Here is a 21717-nt window from a genome sequence, read left to right on the forward strand (position 1 = left end):
GAAAGGATAATTAATCATGTACAACATAGGAATTATACCAACAAATGAAACAGTAACTGATACATACAAGAACCAACTAAACAATACTTCTTATCATATACATATCTTTTCAGCTGATGAGGTCTTATCGGGAGCATATCTTATGGATGCATTAATAATAGAAGAAACTTCAGCTTTGAACCTGAAAAATACCTGTGAACTAATTTTAGAGATTAGAAGAAATTTCAAAGCATTGATCTGGGTTGTTTCTCAAAATCTTTCTAAAACAAGTAAGATGGTTTATCTACAGTTGGGAGCAGATGGAGTAGCAGATAAAGAGATAGAACAAGAGGAATCGATTTTACAACTTTCAAATTTATTGAAAAGAGTGAAAGAAAAGACTATAGGAGATGAAAGTGAAAGAGATCGATTTGATATAAAACCTTCAGAAGGAGCTCTAGATTTGGTTCCGGAGAACTTAAGTGTGATTGTAGAAGGGAATACAGAAGTATGTTTAACAAAATTGGAGTTTCAAATAATTTCTTATTTAATTAATCACAATGGAAAAGCCGTGACATACGAAGAAATTTATCAGCATGTGTGGAAAGATGATTATAACAACTGCCAAGAAGGAAACAAGCAGTATCGAGTTAGCAATTTAATTTTTCACTTACGTAAAAAGTTAGAAAAGGATTCAACTAAGCCGGAATATATCAAAACGATCCGTTCTAAAGGATATATGTTGGATTTATAGAAATAAAGAGTTATGCAAAGATTTATAAATTCGGCTTGTCACATATTAAAATTGTCAACAAAAATGGAGGATTTCCTGTGATTAATCAAACGATTTACTTAGTACTCATCTAGACTAGAAAGGAGGTGAAATTAAAAGATGTTTTGTAATTTTAATAAAATAACTTTTTTCTGCGCTCTAGCGTTTGGATTAATCCTGTTGTTACCTTCACAGGTGGAAGCTGCTTCAGAAATAGCTCCTCAGAGTGTTCCATTAGATAATATTTTTACAGTACCGGAGGGAGCACACAGTACTGTGAGGGGAAATACCGTCATAATAACTGATGCTGAAACAAATAGAGTAGGAAGTATATTTTCAACGGAAGCGAATAAAGTTGATTTAAGTAAAGATTTTGATGCTGAGATGTATATCAATTTAGAAGGTGAAGCAGATGGTGTTGCTTTTGTATTCCATAATGATCCGGATCGAGTTTCATACTTTACGGGAGCGGTTGGTAATGCCATAGGGGCGTATGCGAATGCAAAACAATCCTACATCGAGACCGCTTGGTCGGGGAAAAAGACATTGGTAGAACAACTAAAAAATAGTTTTGCTATTGAATTTGATACGTATTATAACGGTGATTCTTATGATTATGATATTTTAAGGAATTTGGATGGATATGGTCGTGAAAAAGGACATGTGGCTTATGCTTTTCCTGACAATGTAGATTCGTATCTATTTAAATCAACTCCATATAACGAGTTCATACTTGATCATGCGGGGCTTCAATATCCAGATTTTTCTCTAGGAGATGGAAAATGGCGATTGTTGAAAATTCATTGGACAACTTGGGATAGGCTAGGTAATGGAGTACTGACTTATGAGTATGAAGGTCTTCAACCTGTTAAAGCAACAATTCCAAAAAGTACGTTCAAATTTGCTCAAACGGGTGATGAAAAAGTCTACTGGGGATTTACTGGTTCGACAGGAGCTTTAACCGAAAAGGCAATGGTGGCATTCCGTTCGGTTCCTGGTTTAGTTAATTATGAAGAGAATATAAAATTTTTAAATTCTAAAGGACTTCCAGCAAACATGGATAAAGCCGTTGGACCAAACGAAGAGCTTACTGTGCATTATTCAGGTAAGTATGTTGGTGGGTTACAAAACTTACTATCACCAAGTTTAAATCTTACTTTATCACAAGGGCAAATCTATCAATCAGGATCATTAACTGTAAATGGTAAAAGTGTGAATCCAACTATTCTAGGGGATACTTTAAAAATAACCTCGTCTGATCTGTCACTAATCAATAGTGATTTGGATGTCAAATTTAAAGTTAAAAATACTGGTTTAATGGTAACTACTGATCAAAGTGTTAAAAGTCAAGTAACAGGAGCGAACTATATATCACCTGACCTTCAAAGCTTATACAAAGTTGATGCAATAAAGCCAAAGGGTGAAGGTAAACATACCATAATCAATTATGGTGATGATAAAGCAATTACAGATGTTTTAGATTATACGAAGTTCCTGAAAGATTGGTCTGACGATATTACATTGAAAGAAAATGTAAAGGTCTCTTTAAAAGCAAATCAAGATATCCAAGGTTTGGTAAGTGCGCTTGGACCAGATAGTTTTCTGTTGGAATTAACCGATGAAGTTGGAAATAAGACTGACGTTACAGTTCCCATCTTTATAAAAGATTCAATTGACTCAGTGTCACCAGACAATAAACACTTGCTCCAAGCAGATGATTTTACAGTATTTTCTGCAGATTATCCAGCAACTAAAGCTGAGATCGAAAAAATGATCCGAGAAAAAAGCTATCTCCATGTGTGGCGATTTGATCCTTTACCAGCAATGCAGCTTGATAATACTTTAGTAAGTGTCACTTCCACAACACTACCTGGACTTAACGGTTCATCCGTAGTTAAAGAAGGTGTGTACAAGGTTACTCTATCTTATGGTACAGGTGATTCTAAAGTAACAAGGATTATTGACGTTACCATAAAAAGTAGTATCGGGAAGATAACTGTTGGCTTTGTTAATGAGGTAGGTCAAAGCATAGATAAAAATCCAGTGAAACTTGTGTTGGAAGGTAAGGTAAACACTACCATGGATTTAAGCGAAATACCTGAGGTGAAAAAAAGAATAGCCGATATCGAAAATGAACACTATCGCCTTGTAAAACGGCCAGATAATGAAAAAGCCGTAGCGATTGTGGGAGAGAATGTTGAAGTGAAGTATGAATTTACGGGCTATCTATCTATTGTTACAGCGCCAACAAGTTTAGATTTTAAAGTACAACCATCCTTTATTGGTAGTAAGAAAATATCTGAACCAGATGTTATAGGGGCGAATTTGGTAATTTCAGACACGCGAACAAATAAAGTAGCCTGGAATTTGAAAGCTAAAATCACTAATAATCTTCAAAATGAAGACGGTTCTCAGGAAATGACGAATGTCATCAAGTATAAAAATGCTACGGATGAAGTCACGCTAAATGATGTAGATAACATTATTTATACACCAGATACGATTACCACTAATGAATACGATATTACAGAAGAGAGATGGAAAAATAGAAAAGAAGGGTTTTTCCTCGATTTTCCAGCAGGTTCTTTAAAAGCATTGGGAAAATATAAAGCACAATTAGAAATTACATTGGAAAATGCGAAATGATGAAGAGGAGGGGAACGATGAAAAAAAAGGGTTGGTTGATTTATTCTATATTGTCACTGTTCATAGTAGGAACAAGTTTGATCACTAGCGCTAGGGAGATGAACGCAGCAGATGGAGGAGAAGCGCCTACACAAGGCGAAATTACTTTATTCGATGATTCTTCGGAAGCGCCGAAAACTTCAGGAAGTAGTGAAGTACAAAAATCTTCTGACAGTGTTAGTGGCGGTTCTTCTTCCGTAAAACCAAAAGGAAAGTTTCCCTCAACTGGTGAATTAGTGAAAGCTGGATTATCTGTTGGTGGATTAACGCTTATAGCTGTAGCAGGTATTTTCTTAGTTATGCAAAAAAGAAACAAAGCACAAGAAAATAATGGGGAAGGAGAATAAGAAATGAAAAAAATTCATTTGTTTTCTATGGGACTCCTCCTTGTGATTGCCTTAACAACTGTGCCAAGTTCTTATTATGCACAAGAAAACTCAAATTCAGGAGATATGAACATTACTCTTGACACTGTTGACCCTAAATTGGGGGTCATGGATCCTGAAAAAAAGAACGAAAAATTAGCTGTTGAAGAAGGAACTTATGGGAAAACTAGCGGTCCATTACGCATCGATTTCGTACCCAATCTTGGTTTTAGCAGTAATAAGATTTCAGCTAATGACATCAGCTATTCAGCAGACGCACTTTTATTCAAAGGGCAGATTGCGCCTCGTGGCAGCTTTATTCAAGTTTCCGATTATAGAGGGAATGCTAATGGATGGACATTACAAGTTCGACAGGAAACGCAATTTAAAAATCAGAATAAAGAGAACAGCCAACTGAATGGTGCTGTCATCTCTTTAGATAAATCTTGGATCAATACCTCTAATGGTTTTGGCCAGACCCCGAATATTTCAAAAGAAGTCATTCATTTGAATAATATCGGTGAAACGTACACATTGGCAGAAGCAAAAAAAGGAACGGGAGCAGGAACATGGAGCATCGTATTTGGTGCGTCACCTGACAATCAAGTTAATCAAAATCCGACTATGACACCTCGATTAGACAAAGAAGGAAAACCAGTAATAAATCCCTCATTAGATAATCAAGCCGTTTACATGAATGATGCGGTTAGCCTAACTATCCCAGGAGCTACTAAAAAAGATTCAGGGACTTACTCAACGGTGTTAACTTGGATTATATCCGAGTTGCCATAAATAAAAACATATTCTTAGGAGGAAACACAAATGAAATTAACACACAAATTATGCGGAGCTGCTTTAATAGCTGCTGTAGGAGTATCAATTGCTATTCCAAGTACTACGAAAGCTGAAAACAATCCATTTAAGTCAGATATGGATATTCAATTCACTCGTAACACGGCTGACGATACAGATACAACAAGACCAAATATTTCTGGTGATGACAATGTCTCTGGTTCAATTACAAGAAATCCAGTACCAGTCGGCGATTTCGGTATTATGGATGTTACACCATTAAGCTTTGGTGAACAAAAAGTTGTTACAGATGGTAATGACCGTACGTATTGGGCAAAAGACTATACAGAGGCAGCAGGGGTTATGGCTAACAACGTTTTAATTAAAGACGTTCGTAGTACATTTAACCATGCGTATACATTAACAGCACAAATCACTAAAGAGTTGACAGCGACAATCAAAGATGGTGGCGTGGACAAAACAAACACACTTACTGGTGCTGAATTGTTATACAAAAACTTAAACATTCAATCTGATGCACCAACTGAATTGAGATTAGAAGATGCTGCTTTATCAGCAACAGCTACTGTAACAACAGCTGCCCCTACAACATTTGTTAACAATACAAGTGCTGTTAAAGGTCAAGGTAAAACATACATTTACTTTGGTAAACTTGGTGCAGCAAACGCTACAAAATCAAGCGAATCAGTACAATTAAAAATTGGTAAAGAGCAAAATATCATGGCTGGTGACTATAAAGGCGAAATCACTTGGGTATTAGCTGAAAGTAAATAAGCTTAACTAGTTGAAATGACCTATCACTTGTATAAGTACTAGTGGTTCACCGATCCGCTTCTAGTGGATCGGTGCCTTATTTTTAATTAAAAAGAGCTATGGAAGGGAAATAAATATGAGACGTCAATTGAAACAAGTAATTTTTTTCATTTTTTACATAACAAGTTTGGTTATAGCTATACCACAAATAACATATGCTGATGAATCAATTGATACATCGGGTATTGGTTACAATTATCGAATAATCAAGCCTAGCAATCAAGTTGGGGATACTGGCTACTTTGATTTACGTATGGAACCAAATCAAAAACAAACAGTAGAAGTTGAGTTATACAATATCACTGACAAAGAAATGACTATAGAAATGGCTGTTAATAGTGCAAAAACAAATAGTAATGGTGTGATTGAGTATGGACCAACGACGATCAAAAATGATCCATCTTTAAAATATGATATCAAAGATATTGTAAAGGTTCCTGAAAAAGTTACGATTCCTCCAAATGACCAGACAAAAATTTCTGTAGAAATTACTATGCCTGAAGAAAAATACGATGGTCATATTTCTGGAGGGATTTATCTAAAAAGAGCAGAGACAGAGGAAGAAAAGAAAGCAAATCAAAAAGCTAAGGGTGTAATTAACAAATATGCTTTTTTGATTGGAATATTGCTAAGTGAATCTGACACAAAAGTTCAACCGAATTTACTCTTTAATAAAATTTATCCAGATTTAACAAATTATCGAAATGCATTTATGGTTAATTTTTCTAACACTGAAATGAATTATGTTGAAGGAATGTCAGTAGATGTTCAAATCTTCAAAAAAGGATCAGATGAAGCGCTATATGATTCAAAAAAAGCGAATTATAGAATGGCTCCTAACTCAATGATTGATTTTCCAGTTAGTTTAAATGGAGAGGAATTTGAAGCGGGTGATTATACGGGGCATATTTTAATTACTGCAGGTGAAAGAAAATGGGAGTGGAAAGAAGATTTTAAAGTAACCAAAGAAGATGCTGAAAAGTATAATGCGCAAGATGTCTCATTAGTACAAGAAAGAGGGATTAACTGGAAAATGATTGCTATCATTGTTGGTGTTATCCTACTTGTATTAATTATTATATTTAGTATGGTACGTGTGTTTTCTAAGAAAAAAAAGAAACAAAGAAACAAAAAATCACTTAAAAAGAAAACATAATAAGCAAGGGGGCTACTAGATATGACCGTGTTGGATTGGTTGTTCGTTGGTTGCTTGTCTACAGCCGTTCTTACTGTTTTTTTGGGCATATTCTCGATTGTTTTATTTTTCCTAACAAATAAAGAATATAAGCTTATAAAGCAAAAACGACCAAAAAATAAACAGAAAAAAAAGCGTTGGTTACGAATGCGTCGTCGACTAGAACAAAAGAAGAAACAATATATTAAACGATTTGTGGTTGCAATGATCATTTCTGGAATTTCTGTAGGAACGGGATTATATGCACGTTATTATCAGATGACAAATTTATCTGCAAATGATGGAAATGCAATTATTCAAAGCTATTTCTTAATGGATGAAATAAATAAGAATTTAATAGGGATACAAAATGGTGCAGATACTAAAAAAACGAAAGATAAGTTATTAGAACTTACGTCATTATTAGCGTCTTACGGAACAACAACGCCTTCTAATGCTTTGTCAAAAGATGGTCAGAGGATATTGAATCGTTATTATGCTCAGATACGTGATTATAGTACAGGATTATACTCTCAAAAAGAAGAACAATTGAACGATGAAGGATTAATTCTTGAGTACTTAGAAGATTCCAAACGTATTACTGGCACACAAAAAAAGATTTTTAAACAATTTAGTATAAACGAATCTGCACTAAAACAGAAGAAGTAAGGTAATGAAGGGGGTTGTAATATGAGCACAACCAAAGAAAACGCACCCTCTAAAAAAGCAAAAAAAAAATCGTCAAAAGTCGTTAAAAGTCGTCGCGTTGCTCGACTCAAAAAAGAGGCGAATAATGGCAAGAAAAATGCACTATTAAAAAATGAAAAAAAGTTCTTTATTAGTGAAAATAAAAAACGAAAAAAAGCAAAACAAAATCTTAAGAAAAAAAAGTCTCGTAGAAAAAAGCGTTGGGGTATCATGCTGAAACAAATATTCTTAGAATTTGGGGCTAGTTTAGTTTTATTAGGAGTTCTTTTGTACTTTATTTCGTTTTTTGTTTTTTCTATCTCTAAAGTGGAGGGTTACTCAATGACTCCTTCATTAAATAATGGAGAATGGGTTTTTGTAAGTAAAGTAAGCCAAGTGAAAAGATTTAAATTGGTTTTGTATAGGGATGCTGAGAGTAAGGAGTTAGCAATCCGTCGTGTTATAGGATTACCTGGTGAGCAGATCTATTATGAAAATGACGTATTGTATGTCAATGATAATGAAGTTTTTGAGCGCTTTATAGTTGAACCAATTGGTCGTGCGAAAAACCATAGTACGAAATACACTGAGGATTGGCATCCTGAAATACCTGTGATACCTAAAGGGAAATACTTGATTTTAGGAGATAATCGGCCTTACGCCATGGATAGCAGAAGCTATGGATATATTGATGAAAAAGAAATTGAAGGAATTGTTGAAATGCGGTTGTTACCAATTCATCAAATTCAACAATTTTAAAATTATGATTAAAGGAATGCATCTATGGAAACAGAAAAAAAATCCGTTCTAAGGTTGATTCTTAGTTCTAAGAAAATTAAACAAGATGACAAGATCGTGAGTAGAAAAAAGAAGTTTTTTCAGCAAATCTGTTTTCTTTTATTGATTGTAGTATCTGTTTTTTTTCTTATAAGAATAAAAGCACATATAGTTAGTGGTGACTCGATGTTACCTACACTAAAAAATAATGACCGCTTACTTGTGATGAAAGGAGAATATCCATCTAGGTATAACTTGATTACATTTGTACCCAAAAATAAAGAAAAAGAGTCATATATAAAGAGAGTTTTAGGGTTACCAGGAGATCGTATTTGGTTAGATCAAAATAACCTATATATTAATCATCAAATGTCCTCAAGCAATCTAACTCCAGAAAATGAATCTGCTCTTTTGGGAAGTGAGTTACCAGATGGCACGCTAAAAGTACGAGTATCATGGGAAGTAGCGGCAAAGTTACAAGGAATTTCTTCGATTCCTGAACATCAATATTTTGTTTTGGGAGATAATCGTCGACACTCTACTGATAGCCGTCAGCTTGGATTGATCGATTTTAAACAAATAGAAGGTGTTGTTCGATTCCGCTATTATCCTTTAGATAGACTGGGGTCAATAAACTGAATTATAAGTAAGGATGTGACTACATAAGATGAAAATAAAATCGTTTTTGAGAAATAATGGTTGGGCTATTTGCTTAAGTATTTTGATTCCAGTGATTATTATGGGAATTAGTTATTATCAATTAGGGATTTATCCAACGAGTGACAGAACGATTTTAGCTAGTGATGGATTTGGTCAGTTAGTTAATTTTTATTCAGGATTTAATAATGTTCTCCATGGAAAACAATCTTTCTTTTATACATGGTCAGGGTCTCTTGGGCTAAATTTTGTTTCGTTGATGAGTTATTACGTCAATAGTATTTTTAGCTTCCTAGTATTCTTTTTTGATAATAGACAGATGCCAGATGCTATGTATGTGATTTTATTAACAAAAATTGGTGGGATGGGTCTTAGTTTTTGGGTATATGCCCACAATACGTATCGTTTACCTCAATGGGGAAAAGTCTGTCTTAGTGTTTGTTATGCATTAATGAGTTTTACAGTCGCATATTCAATTATGCTGATGTGGATGGATGCGTTAATTTTCTTACCATTAATTTTATTGGGCATTCAAAGAGTGATGGATGAACAAAAAATCATCCTGTTATTCGCTACATATTTTATTCTCTTTATTACTAATTATTATACAGCTTTCATGGTCGGTGTCTTTTCATTTCTGTATTTTTTTGCCCGACTACTTACAAATTGGAAACAATATAAATCCAGTATTGTTCCTTATCTGATTACCTCTGTATTAGCCGGGGGAGCCTCGATGATTATTATCTTGCCATCGGTTATTGATTTGAAGATGAACGGAGAAAAATTAGATTCAATCAATCAAATTTTTACAAGCGATTTAGGACCTTGGGATTTTGTTATCAAAAGCATGCCTGGAGTTTATGATACATCGAAATATGGTAGTGCACCGTTTATTTATATTGGTTTATTACCGCTAATATTTTTTATTTTCTATTTTGTTAGTAAAAAAATTCCATTAAGGAATAAAGTGATCTATGGAAGTTTAGTGTTATTTATGGTAGCGAGTGTCTATATTGAACCGTTGAATTTATTTTGGCAAGGAATGCATTTTCCAAATATGTTTTTATTTCGATTTAGTTATCTCTATTCTACTGTTGTCATTATTTTGGCAGGTTTTGGTATGGAGATGCTTGAAAAAAAAGATATTCCTTTGTTTGTTAATATCTGCTTGAGCCTGAGTGGATTGTTCTTATTAGCGGTCATTGTATCGAATAAAAAACGATATGATTTTGTTACTCAGGAATCACTTGTTCTTACGTTAGTATTTTTATCAGCGTATCTACTTTTATTTTTAAGTAAAAAGAAAAAACATAAATTTCTTAAGTTCATGCCTGTTGTTCTTATCCTATGCATTAGCCTTGAAGCATTTTTTAATACTACTCAAATGATGGGAGGTATAGATAAAGAATGGGGTTACACTAAAAAAGAGGCTTATACAAGATCATATAAAGATATAAATAAATTAGTGAATAAAACGACTTCTATTAATGATTCTTTTTATCGATTGGAAAATTTAGATTCTGTTACAAGGACAGATAGTTTTAATTATAATTACTCTGGTGTGACCATGTTTTCATCTGTACGAAACCGTCGCTCTTCTAAATATCTGGATAATCTTGGGTTCCGTTCACCAGGAACTAATTTAACGATCATGTATCCAAACAACACAATACTAATGGATGGCGTTTTGGGTGTTAAGTATAATTTATCGAAGCAAAATCTCGATAAATACGGATTTGAAAAAATTGATTCAAGTGGTGAGTACACATTGTACGAAAATAAAAATGCATTACCACTTGGGATGTTAACAGATGAAGGGATTTATCAAGATAAAAATAATAAGACGCAGACAGCCTTACTTCATCAGCTATCTAAAATTGATCAACCGTTATTCCAATTTACAGGACTGAAAGAAGTTTCCAGAGAAAATATGTATGTCAAAGAAGAAGGGGATTTTACCTTTTATTCAGAACAAATGGCTAACAAAGCACAAAAAATCACATGGGAAGTGGATGTTCCAGCCAATACTCAGGCATACCTTAGTCTAGATCCTGGACAAAGTAGTGATATGTGGCAAGCCGATGTAGAAGTAAGTGTGAGTGGACAAAAACGAACCAATAGTCTAACGACAGTAGGAACTTACTATAATCTTGGATATCATTCAAAAGCGGAAAAAGTAAAAGTGAGTGCAAAATTTAATGGTCAATCCATCATTCGCCTCATTCGTCCATCTGTTCTGGTTTTAAAAACAGATACTTTTGATAATGCAATGAATGAAATCAAGAAAAAAGAAGTTGCTTTTGAAGTAAAAGGGAACAAGGCAAAAGCTGAAGTAGCTTTAGAACAAGAGCAAGTAATATTTACAACGATTCCATATGATCAAGGATGGCAAGCCTCGATTGATGGCAAACCAGTTGAAATTGAAGCAGTACAAGATGCGTTGATTTCTGTGAAGGTTCCAAAAGGAAAACACGAGGTGGTATTAACCTTTTATCCTAAGGGGATGAAGTTGGGAAGTTTGTTATTTCTTGTTTGCGTTATCGCATTTTGTCTCTATGTATTTTGGTATAAAAAAATGAGTCGAAAAATAAATTTGGAGGAGAATGAATGAAAAATAAACGACTATTTAGCGTTATGTCACTAGTATTCTTGTTTACTTTGATCGGATGTACTGGACAACTTGATAAAGAGGTACAAAACTTTGAAGATGGAGGCGTGTCATATGAAATGCAGCTTCCTTCAAGTTGGAAAAAAGATAATACAGGCAGAATGGATTATGGATTAAAAACGGCTATTAGTGGTGAAGATACACGCAGTAATTCTTATATGTTTATTACTACGGTTCCAGTTGCTGAGGTAGCGCAAGAAGGATTTGGTGAAAAGACTAGAGAGCAGTTACGTGAAAGATACAAGTATAAAAAAGCAAAAGACATTTTTATGAAGGAAGTTAAAATAAATGGGAATCCTGCCTATAAATACACATTAAATACGATGTTTAAAGAAAAGAGTGTCTGGGCTCAATTTTATTATATATGGACAAAGCATGGATTTGTTCAGGTTACCTTTTATTCCGCTGATGACAATTCTTATAAGAAGCGTTCAGAAATGATTGATGCATCTGTTGAGACATTAAAAGAAGTTGATTATGATTCTAAAAAAGCTGCAGAAGCCCAAAAAAGTCAAAAGCAAGAAGAGGGCGATGTTATTACTATCGAAAATAAAGAAATAAAAATGGAAACAACAGGTGTTCGTAAGATTACCGGTGAGGGAAACAAAAATCTCTTAGCTATCCGTTATACCTTTACAAACTTGAATTCAACTCCAGTGGAGCCTTCTATTTGGAAGACGTTAGTAACTGCAACACAGAATGGGCAAGAGTTAAGTGTTGGTGAGCTTCCCCAAGACACGTCGTTTTTAGATGTGAAAGAATTAGCTGATGAACAGTCAAAAAACGTAGAAAAAGGAGAGAGTCTCGAAAGTGTGGCTTTTTATGAACTCTCTGATGATAGTTCTGTAGAGTTGGCATTCTCTCAAGAAGCGTTTCCAGAACTAAAACCGGTTAGAGTGGTGGTGCCAAAATGATAAGAAATAAACAACTATTCATACTACTTCTTCTAATAGTAGTAATAGTTACTTCAGGATGTTCTAAAGGTAATCCCCACAAACGACTATCTAAAGATGACCAATCTCTTGTCTGGATTAGTGATAGAGAAAGAGCTTTTGGAGATTCTGACTATGTCGATTTGAAAACAGAAGAAGAAGCTTTTAAGGTTTTGAAAAATAAATACAAAGTAGCCATTCCACCGTATTATGAGCAAGCAAAGAAACTTGTGGCCAAAGATATTACTACAGATGCTGTTCAACCTGGAGAGACCAAGTATTTAATTTTAGCGAGAGACAAGGAAGTAGAATTTAGAACGGTGTATACATTCTATCAAGAGGAAAAATTACAAACGATGGCTGTAATAAATTTTTATTACACATTTTCTTCGGATGCTAAAAAAGCACGATTAGAAAGACAAGTAGTCAATATAAAAATTGCGCCGGCAAATGGAAAACTTCCTAAAGATAATTATAAAGAAATAACACAAGACTTAGGAGCATTAATGAAGTTGCCAGAGCCGACTATTAGTGAAGGGATCCAAGGATTTGAAAAACAGATCAAGGAATCTGGTAAGCAATTTAAAAATGAATCTGTAGCAATAGTCACGAACAGCGTTGGATTAAATAAGAACGAAGAGTTGGCTAAATCAATTTCAGCTATTTACGATGGTGGAGGAAATTTAAAAGAAATCTATGCTGAAATATGGGACCAGACTGAATAAAAAATAGAAGTTTTTAGAAAAACATCATTGAATAAACATTTTTTGAGCCGAAGTAAATGAAATTGAAAGTGGAGAGGGAAAGTAAAGAATGTCAGATAATAAAAAAGGAGACTGGACTAAACGAATTGGGCAGTTAACGATAAATCATCGTTATATTCTATTTTTCGTGATTAGCTATCTAAGTATCTATTTCTCTTATATTCAAGGTGGGAAATTATATCAGGGTCATGATAGTGATTTTCACTTAAGTAGAATTGAAGCGTTGTATATTGCGATCAGCAATGGTGATTTTTTTCCACAAATAACCTATTTTTTAGCAAAAGGAATGGGGTACGCATCAAGTATATTTTATTCAGATATATTTTTGTATCCCGCAGCCTTGCTTCGGCTAATTGGTTTTCCATTAGGCTTATCCTATGTATTTTATATATTATTGGTGACCTTTTTTACGTTTGTGATCGCGTATCATTCTTTTCATTCAATTACTTATGATAAGAAAAAAAGTTTAATCTTTTCATTGTTGTATGGTTTATCTTCTTACAGAATAGCGGACGTTGTTACACGCGGTGCATTGGGGGAAGTTTTGGCTTTGATGGTACTACCGATAGCTTTTGCTGGAATGATACAAATAATTAGTGGGGATGAAAAAAAGTTTTATATTTTATCCATTGGTATGGCAAGTTTGTTTATATCGCATATCATATCAACAGTTATTTTTTGTCTATTTATTATTGGCTATCTTATATTAAATATCAAAACATTGATTAAAGATAGAAAAAGAGTATTGTATCTTTTTTATGCAACCGTATTGACACTATTAATGGTAGCGGTGAGTGTATTACCGATTATTGAACAGCTGACTTTTCAACAATTAAAAGTTCAATCTGAACAGATTTTCTATTTGCAAAAAAGCGCAGAAAACTTAGTGGATTATCTGAAATCAGCTATCTTAAATCAAGGGTATAACAATTTAGGGTGGTTGATTATTGTCGCATTATTAGTGCTATTGATCAGGATAAGATCTCTAACTACTCAAAATAAACAATTTTTGGTGTTAGGAATTGTTTTCTTATTTTTAGCTACGGATTATTTTCCCCACTATTTGTTTCAGGATACAGTTTTTAATGCTATTCAATTTCCGTGGCGCTATTTTATAATCATAACACTGTGCATCACATGGGCACTGGCAGATAGTTTTGAGGATATATTACCGCAGAAAAAAAATACGCAAGTTGTAGTTATTTCATGTACCATTTTTCTTTTACTATTTAGTTCTATTCAATATCAGATAACAGGAAGAAAAGATGTTCGATTCGATTATGACTACTTTTCTCAATTAGATGGATTTAATTTAGGCGCTGGAATGGAGTATCTTCCTTCTGATATGGATTATGTGAAGACTTTAAATGAAATATCTGGTATTTTTACACGTTCGAAAGAAGCTGAAATTTCTAAAGCAACACGTAATTACAATGAACTTTCTTTTATATATAGAGTTGAAAAACCAACAAAAGTTACTTTTCCTATCATTTACTATAAAGGTTATGACGTTCAATTAACGGGTTCAGGTGAAATCAGTAAAGTTGAAGAGAGTCAAGAATTTAAAGGGCTGTGTGAAGTAACTGTCTCTGGTGAAGGTAGAGTGAGGTTCTGGTATAAAGGAACAATGATTCAAAAAGTATCGTTGGGTATAAGTTTGCTTACATGGCTATCCTTAGCAGGATATCTCATAGATAAACGTAAAAAGAAAAGTGCGGGCTAGTAGTGAGTATAAATTAAATTTTTAGAGAATTCATATGAGAGGCTATGTTATGAGTAAAGTAGGGGGGATTTTCAAAGTTTTTTTAACTAGAGAAACAATAACATATTTTATATTTGGAGTTTTGACAACTTTGTTGAATGTGCTAGCTTTTTATCTATTGTACACTTTCATTGGAATAGATTGGACGTTATCTAACTGTTTTGCATGGATGATAGGTGTTACCTTCGCTTTTATTACTAATAAGCTGTTTGTTTTCCAAAGTCAGAGATACCAAATGGTACAAATGATAAAAGAAGTTGTGGCATTTATTATTGCTAGACTGTTTTCTTTAGGGGTAGAGATGGTAGGGATGTTCCTTTTTATTGATATTTTACTCATAAATGGAATAAGTTCGAAAATAGTTATGGGTGTATTGGTTATTGTTATCAATTACGTGTTAAGTAAGTTAGTAATTTTTAAATAGCTTAAACTTTTCTCGATAGATAAAGTATCTCAATCAATAAATATGTGGATGAGTCGATATAAAAAGAATAGGAGTTTTTTATGAAAGTTTTAAAAGACAGAATAGTAAAGGGAAGAATGCTTGAATGGTTGACACTATCAATGGTGTTATTATTGCTAACTACTAAAAGTTCACCATTTTTTTTGACAAATGACTGGGTAGATTCAAATGCTTTTTTTACAGTTGGTAAAAGCATGATGCAAGGACTAGTTCCCTATAGAGATTTATTCGATCAAAAAGGACCATTTTTGTATCTGATTTATGGAGTTGGTTCAATTATAAATTCAAAAGGATTTATTGGTGTTTTTATTATTCAATGTTTGGCAATGATGATTAACTTATTTTATTGTTTTAAAATTTTAAAATTATATTTGTCAGAATCAATGAGTATAGTACTGACTATACTATTTCCAGTATTTATTTTGAATGAGTATTACTATAGACAAGGTGGTAGTCCAGAAGAATTTTGTATTCCTCTTTTAATGATCTTAATTTTTCAGATATTAGATGGATTTAAGAAAGAAAGACAGTTTCTTAAATTTTCAAAAGGGGTTTATTTCTGGCAGGGATTGACTGTTTCGGCAATTTTTCTTATTAAGTTTTCTTTGTTAGGTCCTTGGATTGCTTTTTATTTGTTCTTATTTGGCTATTACTTGGTAAAAAAGGAATATCGAGAGTTAATTCCATTTTTTATATATTCTGCATCGGGATTTCTTTTAGGAATACTACCGTGGTTAGTATATTTTGTTATCAATGATGCTCTGGTTGATTTTTTTAATGTATATATCGTGGTTAATAGTGGTGTATATAATGACTCATCTGGGAATATAGTAGAACGTATTGCCTATGTTATAGGTGCAGCTTCTGAGCGTATTAAAGCTAGTTTTTTCGGATTATTTGTTATTTTTCCGACACTAATGTTTATTCCTGTTTGGAAAAAGTTATCTAAGCCAATTAGTCATCGTTTATTTATGATGATAATCATCCTATCAACAGTTTTTTTCATATACATGGGGTTGAGATCGTATGAGTATTATTTTCTATTTATGATGCCATTTGGATTATTTAGTTTAATTTTAATAGGGCAGATAGTGAGTAAGTATAAAAATAGTTTAAGTGAGGTTTTTGAGTTTAAATTGAATGTGAATATTACATGGATCTTGTTTGTATCTATCCTTGTTGTACTTGGTTCTAATTCAACTATCAGAGAATCTCTATTCTTTCCCAATAATGACACAGTTTCTACAAATGAAATGGAACAGAAAGTAACTGCGCAAGAGTTATTTGCACAGTATATGCACAGTAAAACACCTAATCCTACACTTTTAAATTATGAATTTTTAGATGGAGGTTTTTATTTAGCTGCAGACATACTGCCTAGTGAAAAATACTTTATTTTACTTAATTTAGATCACAGAGTGTACCCAGATAATGCTGCTGGACAAATTCGTGCTATCCAGAGAAAAAGTGTTGATTTTGTAGTTATAGAAACTCAAACAAATTATGATGAAAAAAACTTTAAAGGTACAGAATTAGGAAAAAACTATCAGGTCGCTATGAGCCATGATCAATCAAGAGACAAGGTCAATCATACATATTGGTTGTTTGAAAAGAAACTATCTGAATAGGTAAGTAAGAAATAGACTTTCAAAAGTAGGTGGAGGAATGAAGCAAGATAAATTATTCATTGTTGTACCAGCATACAATGAAGAGGAAAATATTGAAACGGTAGTTAAGGATTGGTATCCAATTACTGAAAAGGTACAGGGGGGATCGGAGTTATTAGTAATTAGTGATGGCTCCAAAGATCAAACTTTTGCAATATTGAAAAAATTAGAGTTGAAATATCCAAATCTTACAGCTGTTGAAAAGAAAAATAGTGGTCATGGTGGAACAGTTTTATATGGCTATCAATATGCGATAGATCATGGGGCGGATTTTATATTTCAGACAGATTCGGATGGTCAAACATTGCCAGAAGAGTTTTGGTCAATGTGGGAAAAGCGCAATGAATTTGATATTCAAATAGGAAAAAGAAGCGGCCGACAAGATGGATTTAGCCGTGTGCTTGTTACAAAAGTTTTAAAACTAGTATTATTTCTATTTTTTGGAAAATGGGTTGAAGACGCCAATACACCATTTCGTTTGATGAAAAGAGAAACACTAATTCCATTACTGGATAATGTTCCGACAGATTATAATCTTTCTAACGTGTTGCTAACAGTGTTATATGAAAAAAATAATAAAAAAATACGTTATCAAAAGATCACTTTTAAACCAAGACAAGGTGGAGTAAATAGTATAAATCTTAGGAACATTACTAAAATTGGCTGGCAAGCTATCAAAGATTTTAGCATGCTCAGAAAAAATGTTATTCGACATTCTGAAGTTTAAAATAAAAAAAGGGGGGATAGAATGTATGATTATCTAGTTGTTGGAGCTGGTTTATTCGGGGCAACGTTTGCATACGAAGCTGCTAAGCGTGGGAAGCGGATAAAGGTTATTGAAAAAAGAAATCATATTGCAGGGAATATTTTTACGGAGGAAATTGAAGGAATTCAAGTGCATAAATATGGTGCTCATATCTTCCACACCGATAACAAAATGATTTGGGAATATGTTCAGCAGTTTGCAGAATTTAATCGATACACCAATTCACCTGTAGCGAATTTTCAAGGTGAAATATACAATTTGCCTTTTAATATGAATACATTTAATAAGTTGTGGGGAGTTATCACGCCAGAGGAAGCTAAAAATAAAATTGATCAACAAAAACTAGTGCTAAAAAATAAAAGACCATCAAATTTGGAAGAACAGGCAATTTCGTTAGTTGGTACAGATATTTATAATAAATTAGTGAAAAACTATACTGAAAAACAATGGGGAAAAAGTTGCAAAGAATTACCCTCATTTATAATAAAAAGATTACCCGTACGTTTTACTTACGACAATAACTATTTTAATGATACGTATCAAGGAGTACCGATTGGAGGCTATACTCAAATCGTTGAAAAGATGTTGGCTTCGGATTTGATTGATGTAGAATTGGAAACTGATTTTTGTGCGGATAAAGAGAATTATCTGAAAAACTATCCTAAAGTTATTTATACGGGAATGATCGATCAATTCTATGATTATAGATTTGGATCGTTAGATTATCGTTCTCTAGCATTTGAAACGAAAGTCTTTAAAGATGTTAAGAACTTTCAAGGGAATGCAGTAGTAAACTATACTGATGATCAAACTACCTATACTCGAGTAATTGAGCATAAACATTTTGAATTTGGGAATCAACCAGATACGATTGTTACGTGGGAGTATCCTGAGGAATGGACTTCAGATCGAGAGCCATACTATCCAGTTAATGATATTAAGAATACTAATATTTTAAAACAATATCGTGAAATTTCAAAAAAAGAAGAGAACATTATTTTCGGCGGTCGTTTGGGTCAATACCGTTATTACGATATGCATCAAGTAATACAAGCAGCGCTTAATGTGGTGAATCACGAGTTTGATAAAAATGTGTAGTTGAGTGTTACTTCAAATTTAAGACTAAAGTTGGATGTTTCTCTTAAGGAAAAGCTTTACAATTAAAAAGTAAAGTAGAAGCGATAAGAGAAAAGTTATCAGATGAAGGAAAATGAGATTGGGGAAGTGTGGATCATGAAACGTTTATATAAAACAGTTATTTTTGAGATGAGTATGTATTATGGTGCATTGTCTATTGTTCTACCTTTGATTTATGCAGTTACTTATCATGTACCTTTTATGTCTGTTTTTAGCGTAGAATGGTTTGCGGTTACATTGTTTATCTATCCAATTGTACTGATAGTATCAATGATTAGATACAGTTATCAAAAGCTGAGGAAAGCTAGTCATTAATAAATGAATAGATGTTGAAAAGGCTAAGAAGAGCGTTTATTTTTTGATTGAAAACAGTAAGGAAAAGCCATAGCATCAAAACATAAATATTTATGTTTTGATGCTATGGCTTTCTTATGAAGGAATAGTAGAGGCAGGTAATCATCAATCCTATAACGTCATCTGTTCCATCTGGAATGCTTCAGTCATTTCTTTTGTCGCTTCTTTGATTGGTGTTACTGATTCTAATTCTCCTTGGACTGCAATTCGAGTAATTGCGTTCATGTCACCACAAGTGATTAATGTAATCATTTTTTTACCAGGTACATCATCGATCAACTCTACACGTGAAGGATCAATTTTTTCTACATAATTGATTTTATAGGTGTAAACATTGTTTAGGTCTGTTGTGTAAATCAACTCACCAGGTTTTGAATATTCTAATGGTGAAAATAAAGAGATCATATCTTGCACACGATGACTAGCTAGTGCATAATTGCCTTTCCCCATTTCCTGATCTGGCTTCATTGTTCCAGCACCAGTCAGTAAAACAACGTTATCCAATCCTCTGAAAATCGGTAAATTGATCTTTACATCTGGAAGAGCTACAGCTCCGATTACAGGCAAGTTTTTATTTTCAAGCTGTGCTTTCAGTACGGCTTCGGTGCTCAGTGATTCAACTGCGGCAAAGTCGAAAGTCGTATCTTTTTCATTATTTTTTTTGATTTCTTCGGGGGTCAAATTTTTAATAGCATATGACTTTCCGTTTTGCTGGATTAGCATATTTCGAATTTGTGTATTAAAAACAAGAGCCAAGCCAACAATCAGTAATAAAAATAAGAATATGTTGATCAGCCAATTTCGTTTTCTGTTTTTCTTTTTAGGGCGTAATTTTTTTGAGGCCATATTCTCCCTCCTTATTGTCTTAGTGTATCATAAATTAAATTGAAACCCTAGTTTTAAATATTATTTTTTCATGAAAATTATTTCGAAAAAAGAACCTTAAAAAGATGATAACAGAGACGTTAGGTGAGATAAAAAGCTTTATTTAACAAAAGAATACTCCATTTTTAATTCTTTGTAACTGAATCTTAAAATAAAAGACACAAGCTTTTATTTATAAAATATTGTAGAATATAAGTAGAAAACTATTTTGGGGGTGATGGAACAAATGTTGGATTTGATTTATGTACATATCGATATGACAAGTAATGCGGTTTTATCTAAAGGAATCACTCATACAGATTTCACCCGTTCCATTGTTCATCACCCGAAGAACTTACTTTTACTGAACCCTTCAGCAGAAGAAGGTGAATATGATATGCATAGCGGATTAAAAATTATTCGTGGAGAAGAGAATGTAAATCAATATTTTTCCACAGTTCATCGCCAGAAAATGAACGAAGAAATTAAATGGATCGATTTTTCGGATGTAGCGATGCTCAAAGAGTTAACACCATTAGAAATTTCGGAACTTCTTTATTTTGGCCATATGAAAACCAGTCTTCATTCACCGTTCTTTTATAAATTACAAAATGATTTCGTTTTTTTTGAGTTTGTGGATCACATGACGCGGGTTTATTATCGTTATATCGATGAGTTTTATCGGATTTTAGCAGATAAGATTACTAGGGTGATCTTGGAGAAAGTCAATGATCGGAAAACCTTCTTTAAACGAGGCGTTTCTGTTGAAAAGCTAGATGGAGAACTACTGAAAGAAATGAAGTCGATTTTACAAGAAGGTGTTGTTTTTTGTTTTGATCAGATGGATATCAAAGGTAAGGAATATCATATTCCAATCCATGTAGTGGAAGATTCTTTATGGAAGACGAAGAACTTTGCTTATAGAAATGAGCCAGTAATTGCTATACTGGTCTACAATACAGCTAAACGAACATGGCGTTTGATGCAAGAAGATGATTTTGGATTGACGGATTTTCCAAGACATGCATAAGAATAGAAAAAACGATCAAAAAAGTGAAACTTTTTTGATCGTTTTTTATGTATATACAATTTTAACAGTTCTTCTATTGAAAAGGCGATCTAGTCAGCTTGTTTTTTTTTGTCGGTTTCATTTTCCTTATCTTTCAAAGCATCTTCAATTTCTTTATGCAGGAAGTAGGAGATCACTGTTCGGATTACTACTAGAATGGCTAATTTTAAAATATCTTGAAAGGTTGGTTTGATAATGGATTCGATGATATCAGCTGCGATCAAGATTTCTAAACTAAGCAGAATGTAACTGCCTAGAAAGCTTTTAATGAAATTATTTTGCCGTGCCATGACGATACGATTTCGATCGATACGTTCACTTTTTAGAAAATCAATGCCGGCCATAATAACGCCCCAAATTAAAACAATAATTGAAAAAATATTTAAAGCCAAAATGAACAAATCAAAAAAAGGGATTAAATTATCCATGATCATTTGAGCTAAATCGTGCATATTGTTTTCCTCCTTTTGTTTTGTAATTTTAGTATAGCAGTTCCTATTTGTTATTACCAATGGCGTGAGTCTTGTAGTAGGTAGTGGCAGGTATAAA

21 protein-coding genes are annotated in these 21717 nt (G+C 33.3%); 19 read left to right on the plus strand and 2 right to left on the minus strand.

All coding sequences use genetic code 11. The annotated features are described in order from the left end of the window. Window positions 1-142: 142 nt before the first annotated feature. The 18 genes from BCR23_RS11780 (at window position 143) to BCR23_RS11865 (ending at window position 19196) form a co-directional block, all read left to right on the plus strand. Entirely contained in the window at window positions 143-733 is a 591-nt protein-coding gene (locus tag BCR23_RS11780; RefSeq protein ID WP_240482553.1) for a winged helix-turn-helix domain-containing protein, read from the plus strand. A gap of 198 nt (window positions 734-931) precedes the next feature. Then, window positions 932-3397, plus strand: a complete 2466-nt coding sequence (locus BCR23_RS11785) for an L-type lectin-domain containing protein (RefSeq protein WP_143140064.1) — start codon at window positions 932-934, stop codon at window positions 3395-3397. Between the two features lie 17 nt (window positions 3398-3414). Then, window positions 3415-3783, plus strand: a complete 369-nt coding sequence (locus tag BCR23_RS11790; protein ID WP_069635683.1) for an LPXTG cell wall anchor domain-containing protein — start codon at window positions 3415-3417, stop codon at window positions 3781-3783. A 3-nt stretch (window positions 3784-3786) separates the two neighbouring features. Next, entirely contained in the window at window positions 3787-4593 is an 807-nt protein-coding gene (locus BCR23_RS11795; protein ID WP_069635684.1) for a WxL domain-containing protein, read from the plus strand. A gap of 30 nt (window positions 4594-4623) precedes the next feature. Continuing rightward, a complete protein-coding gene (locus BCR23_RS11800; RefSeq protein ID WP_069635685.1) occupies window positions 4624-5388 on the plus strand; it encodes a WxL domain-containing protein in 765 nt (254 codons plus the stop codon). A gap of 115 nt (window positions 5389-5503) precedes the next feature. Beyond that, a complete protein-coding gene (locus BCR23_RS11805; protein WP_069635686.1) occupies window positions 5504-6583 on the plus strand; it encodes a WxLIP family cell surface protein in 1080 nt (359 codons plus the stop codon). Between the two features lie 21 nt (window positions 6584-6604). After that, on the plus strand, window positions 6605-7270 hold the full coding sequence (locus BCR23_RS11810; RefSeq protein ID WP_069635687.1) for a hypothetical protein: 666 nt from the start codon (window positions 6605-6607) through the stop codon (window positions 7268-7270). 21 nt (window positions 7271-7291) lie between these two features. Continuing rightward, complete coding sequence (lepB, locus tag BCR23_RS11815; RefSeq protein WP_069635688.1) at window positions 7292-8047, plus strand: signal peptidase I; 756 nt, start codon at window positions 7292-7294, stop codon at window positions 8045-8047. Window positions 8048-8071: 24 nt separating this feature from the next. Then, window positions 8072-8704 (plus strand): signal peptidase I, encoded by a 633-nt coding sequence (gene lepB / locus BCR23_RS11820; RefSeq protein ID WP_071870057.1) that lies wholly within the window; start codon window positions 8072-8074, stop codon window positions 8702-8704. A 28-nt stretch (window positions 8705-8732) separates the two neighbouring features. Further along, a complete protein-coding gene (locus BCR23_RS11825) occupies window positions 8733-11333 on the plus strand; it encodes a YfhO family protein (protein ID WP_069635689.1) in 2601 nt (866 codons plus the stop codon). Continuing rightward, the gene (locus tag BCR23_RS11830; RefSeq protein WP_069635690.1) at window positions 11330-12304 is read left to right on the plus strand and encodes a DUF5067 domain-containing protein; all 975 of its coding nucleotides are present in this window, start codon (window positions 11330-11332) and stop codon (window positions 12302-12304) included. Before BCR23_RS11825 ends, BCR23_RS11830 begins: the two co-directional genes overlap by 4 nt. Then, a complete protein-coding gene (locus BCR23_RS11835) occupies window positions 12301-13047 on the plus strand; it encodes a hypothetical protein (RefSeq protein ID WP_069635691.1) in 747 nt (248 codons plus the stop codon). The genes BCR23_RS11830 and BCR23_RS11835 overlap by 4 nt, the downstream gene beginning before the upstream one ends. 88 nt (window positions 13048-13135) lie before the next feature. After that, window positions 13136-14809 (plus strand): glycosyltransferase family protein, encoded by a 1674-nt coding sequence (locus tag BCR23_RS11840; protein ID WP_069635692.1) that lies wholly within the window; start codon window positions 13136-13138, stop codon window positions 14807-14809. A gap of 49 nt (window positions 14810-14858) precedes the next feature. Continuing rightward, window positions 14859-15272: a GtrA family protein gene (locus BCR23_RS11845; RefSeq protein ID WP_069635693.1), complete on the plus strand. Its 414-nt coding sequence runs from the start codon at window positions 14859-14861 to the stop codon at window positions 15270-15272. Window positions 15273-15352: 80 nt separating this feature from the next. Then, on the plus strand, window positions 15353-16939 hold the full coding sequence (locus BCR23_RS11850) for a hypothetical protein (RefSeq protein ID WP_069635694.1): 1587 nt from the start codon (window positions 15353-15355) through the stop codon (window positions 16937-16939). A gap of 37 nt (window positions 16940-16976) precedes the next feature. After that, window positions 16977-17705: a glycosyltransferase family 2 protein gene (locus BCR23_RS11855; RefSeq protein ID WP_069635695.1), complete on the plus strand. Its 729-nt coding sequence runs from the start codon at window positions 16977-16979 to the stop codon at window positions 17703-17705. A 21-nt stretch (window positions 17706-17726) separates the two neighbouring features. Next, a complete protein-coding gene (glf, locus tag BCR23_RS11860; RefSeq protein WP_069635696.1) occupies window positions 17727-18842 on the plus strand; it encodes a UDP-galactopyranose mutase in 1116 nt (371 codons plus the stop codon). Between the two features lie 135 nt (window positions 18843-18977). Beyond that, window positions 18978-19196, plus strand: coding sequence for a hypothetical protein (locus BCR23_RS11865; protein ID WP_069635844.1), 219 nt, complete (start codon window positions 18978-18980; stop codon window positions 19194-19196). Window positions 19197-19346: 150 nt separating this feature from the next. Here the strand turns inward: BCR23_RS11865 and BCR23_RS11870 are convergent, their stop codons facing one another. Further along, on the minus strand, window positions 19347-20081 hold the full coding sequence (locus tag BCR23_RS11870; RefSeq protein ID WP_069635697.1) for a class A sortase: 735 nt from the start codon (window positions 20079-20081) through the stop codon (window positions 19347-19349). A 265-nt stretch (window positions 20082-20346) separates the two neighbouring features. On the opposite strand from BCR23_RS11870, the gene BCR23_RS11875 reads away from it, so the two are divergent. Beyond that, window positions 20347-21129 carry a hypothetical protein gene (locus BCR23_RS11875; protein ID WP_083241963.1) on the plus strand — a complete coding sequence of 261 codons (783 nt, stop codon included), beginning with the start codon at window positions 20347-20349 and terminating at the stop codon, window positions 21127-21129. An 89-nt stretch (window positions 21130-21218) separates the two neighbouring features. Here the strand turns inward: BCR23_RS11875 and BCR23_RS11880 are convergent, their stop codons facing one another. Then, complete coding sequence (locus BCR23_RS11880; RefSeq protein ID WP_069635699.1) at window positions 21219-21620, minus strand: DUF1622 domain-containing protein; 402 nt, start codon at window positions 21618-21620, stop codon at window positions 21219-21221. Window positions 21621-21717 lie beyond the last annotated feature (97 nt).

Origin of the sequence: Enterococcus quebecensis (assembly GCF_001730365.1) — a bacterium.
Taxonomy (GTDB): Bacteria; Bacillota; Bacilli; order Lactobacillales; family Enterococcaceae; genus Enterococcus_L; species Enterococcus_L quebecensis.

Excerpts from the sequence above, each read along its gene's own strand:
- BCR23_RS11780 (WP_240482553.1), top strand. The coding sequence starts at position 143 with ATGGATGCATTAATAATAGAAGAAACTTCAGCTTTGAACCTGAAAAAT.
- BCR23_RS11790 (WP_069635683.1), top strand. The coding sequence starts at position 3,415 with ATGAAAAAAAAGGGTTGGTTGATTTATTCTATATTGTCACTGTTCATA.
- BCR23_RS11795 (WP_069635684.1), top strand. The coding sequence starts at position 3,787 with ATGAAAAAAATTCATTTGTTTTCTATGGGACTCCTCCTTGTGATTGCC.
- BCR23_RS11800 (WP_069635685.1), top strand. The coding sequence starts at position 4,624 with ATGAAATTAACACACAAATTATGCGGAGCTGCTTTAATAGCTGCTGTA.
- BCR23_RS11805 (WP_069635686.1), top strand. The coding sequence starts at position 5,504 with ATGAGACGTCAATTGAAACAAGTAATTTTTTTCATTTTTTACATAACA.
- BCR23_RS11810 (WP_069635687.1), top strand. The coding sequence starts at position 6,605 with ATGACCGTGTTGGATTGGTTGTTCGTTGGTTGCTTGTCTACAGCCGTT.
- lepB (WP_069635688.1), top strand. The coding sequence starts at position 7,292 with ATGAGCACAACCAAAGAAAACGCACCCTCTAAAAAAGCAAAAAAAAAA.
- lepB (WP_071870057.1), top strand. The coding sequence starts at position 8,072 with ATGGAAACAGAAAAAAAATCCGTTCTAAGGTTGATTCTTAGTTCTAAG.
- BCR23_RS11825 (WP_069635689.1), top strand. The coding sequence starts at position 8,733 with ATGAAAATAAAATCGTTTTTGAGAAATAATGGTTGGGCTATTTGCTTA.
- BCR23_RS11830 (WP_069635690.1), top strand. The coding sequence starts at position 11,330 with ATGAAAAATAAACGACTATTTAGCGTTATGTCACTAGTATTCTTGTTT.
- BCR23_RS11835 (WP_069635691.1), top strand. The coding sequence starts at position 12,301 with ATGATAAGAAATAAACAACTATTCATACTACTTCTTCTAATAGTAGTA.
- BCR23_RS11840 (WP_069635692.1), top strand. The coding sequence starts at position 13,136 with ATGTCAGATAATAAAAAAGGAGACTGGACTAAACGAATTGGGCAGTTA.
- BCR23_RS11845 (WP_069635693.1), top strand. The coding sequence starts at position 14,859 with ATGAGTAAAGTAGGGGGGATTTTCAAAGTTTTTTTAACTAGAGAAACA.
- BCR23_RS11850 (WP_069635694.1), top strand. The coding sequence starts at position 15,353 with ATGAAAGTTTTAAAAGACAGAATAGTAAAGGGAAGAATGCTTGAATGG.
- BCR23_RS11855 (WP_069635695.1), top strand. The coding sequence starts at position 16,977 with ATGAAGCAAGATAAATTATTCATTGTTGTACCAGCATACAATGAAGAG.
- glf (WP_069635696.1), top strand. The coding sequence starts at position 17,727 with ATGTATGATTATCTAGTTGTTGGAGCTGGTTTATTCGGGGCAACGTTT.
- BCR23_RS11865 (WP_069635844.1), top strand. The coding sequence starts at position 18,978 with ATGAAACGTTTATATAAAACAGTTATTTTTGAGATGAGTATGTATTAT.
- BCR23_RS11870 (WP_069635697.1), bottom strand. The coding sequence starts at position 20,081 with ATGGCCTCAAAAAAATTACGCCCTAAAAAGAAAAACAGAAAACGAAAT.
- BCR23_RS11875 (WP_083241963.1), top strand. The coding sequence starts at position 20,347 with ATGTTGGATTTGATTTATGTACATATCGATATGACAAGTAATGCGGTT.
- BCR23_RS11880 (WP_069635699.1), bottom strand. The coding sequence starts at position 21,620 with ATGCACGATTTAGCTCAAATGATCATGGATAATTTAATCCCTTTTTTT.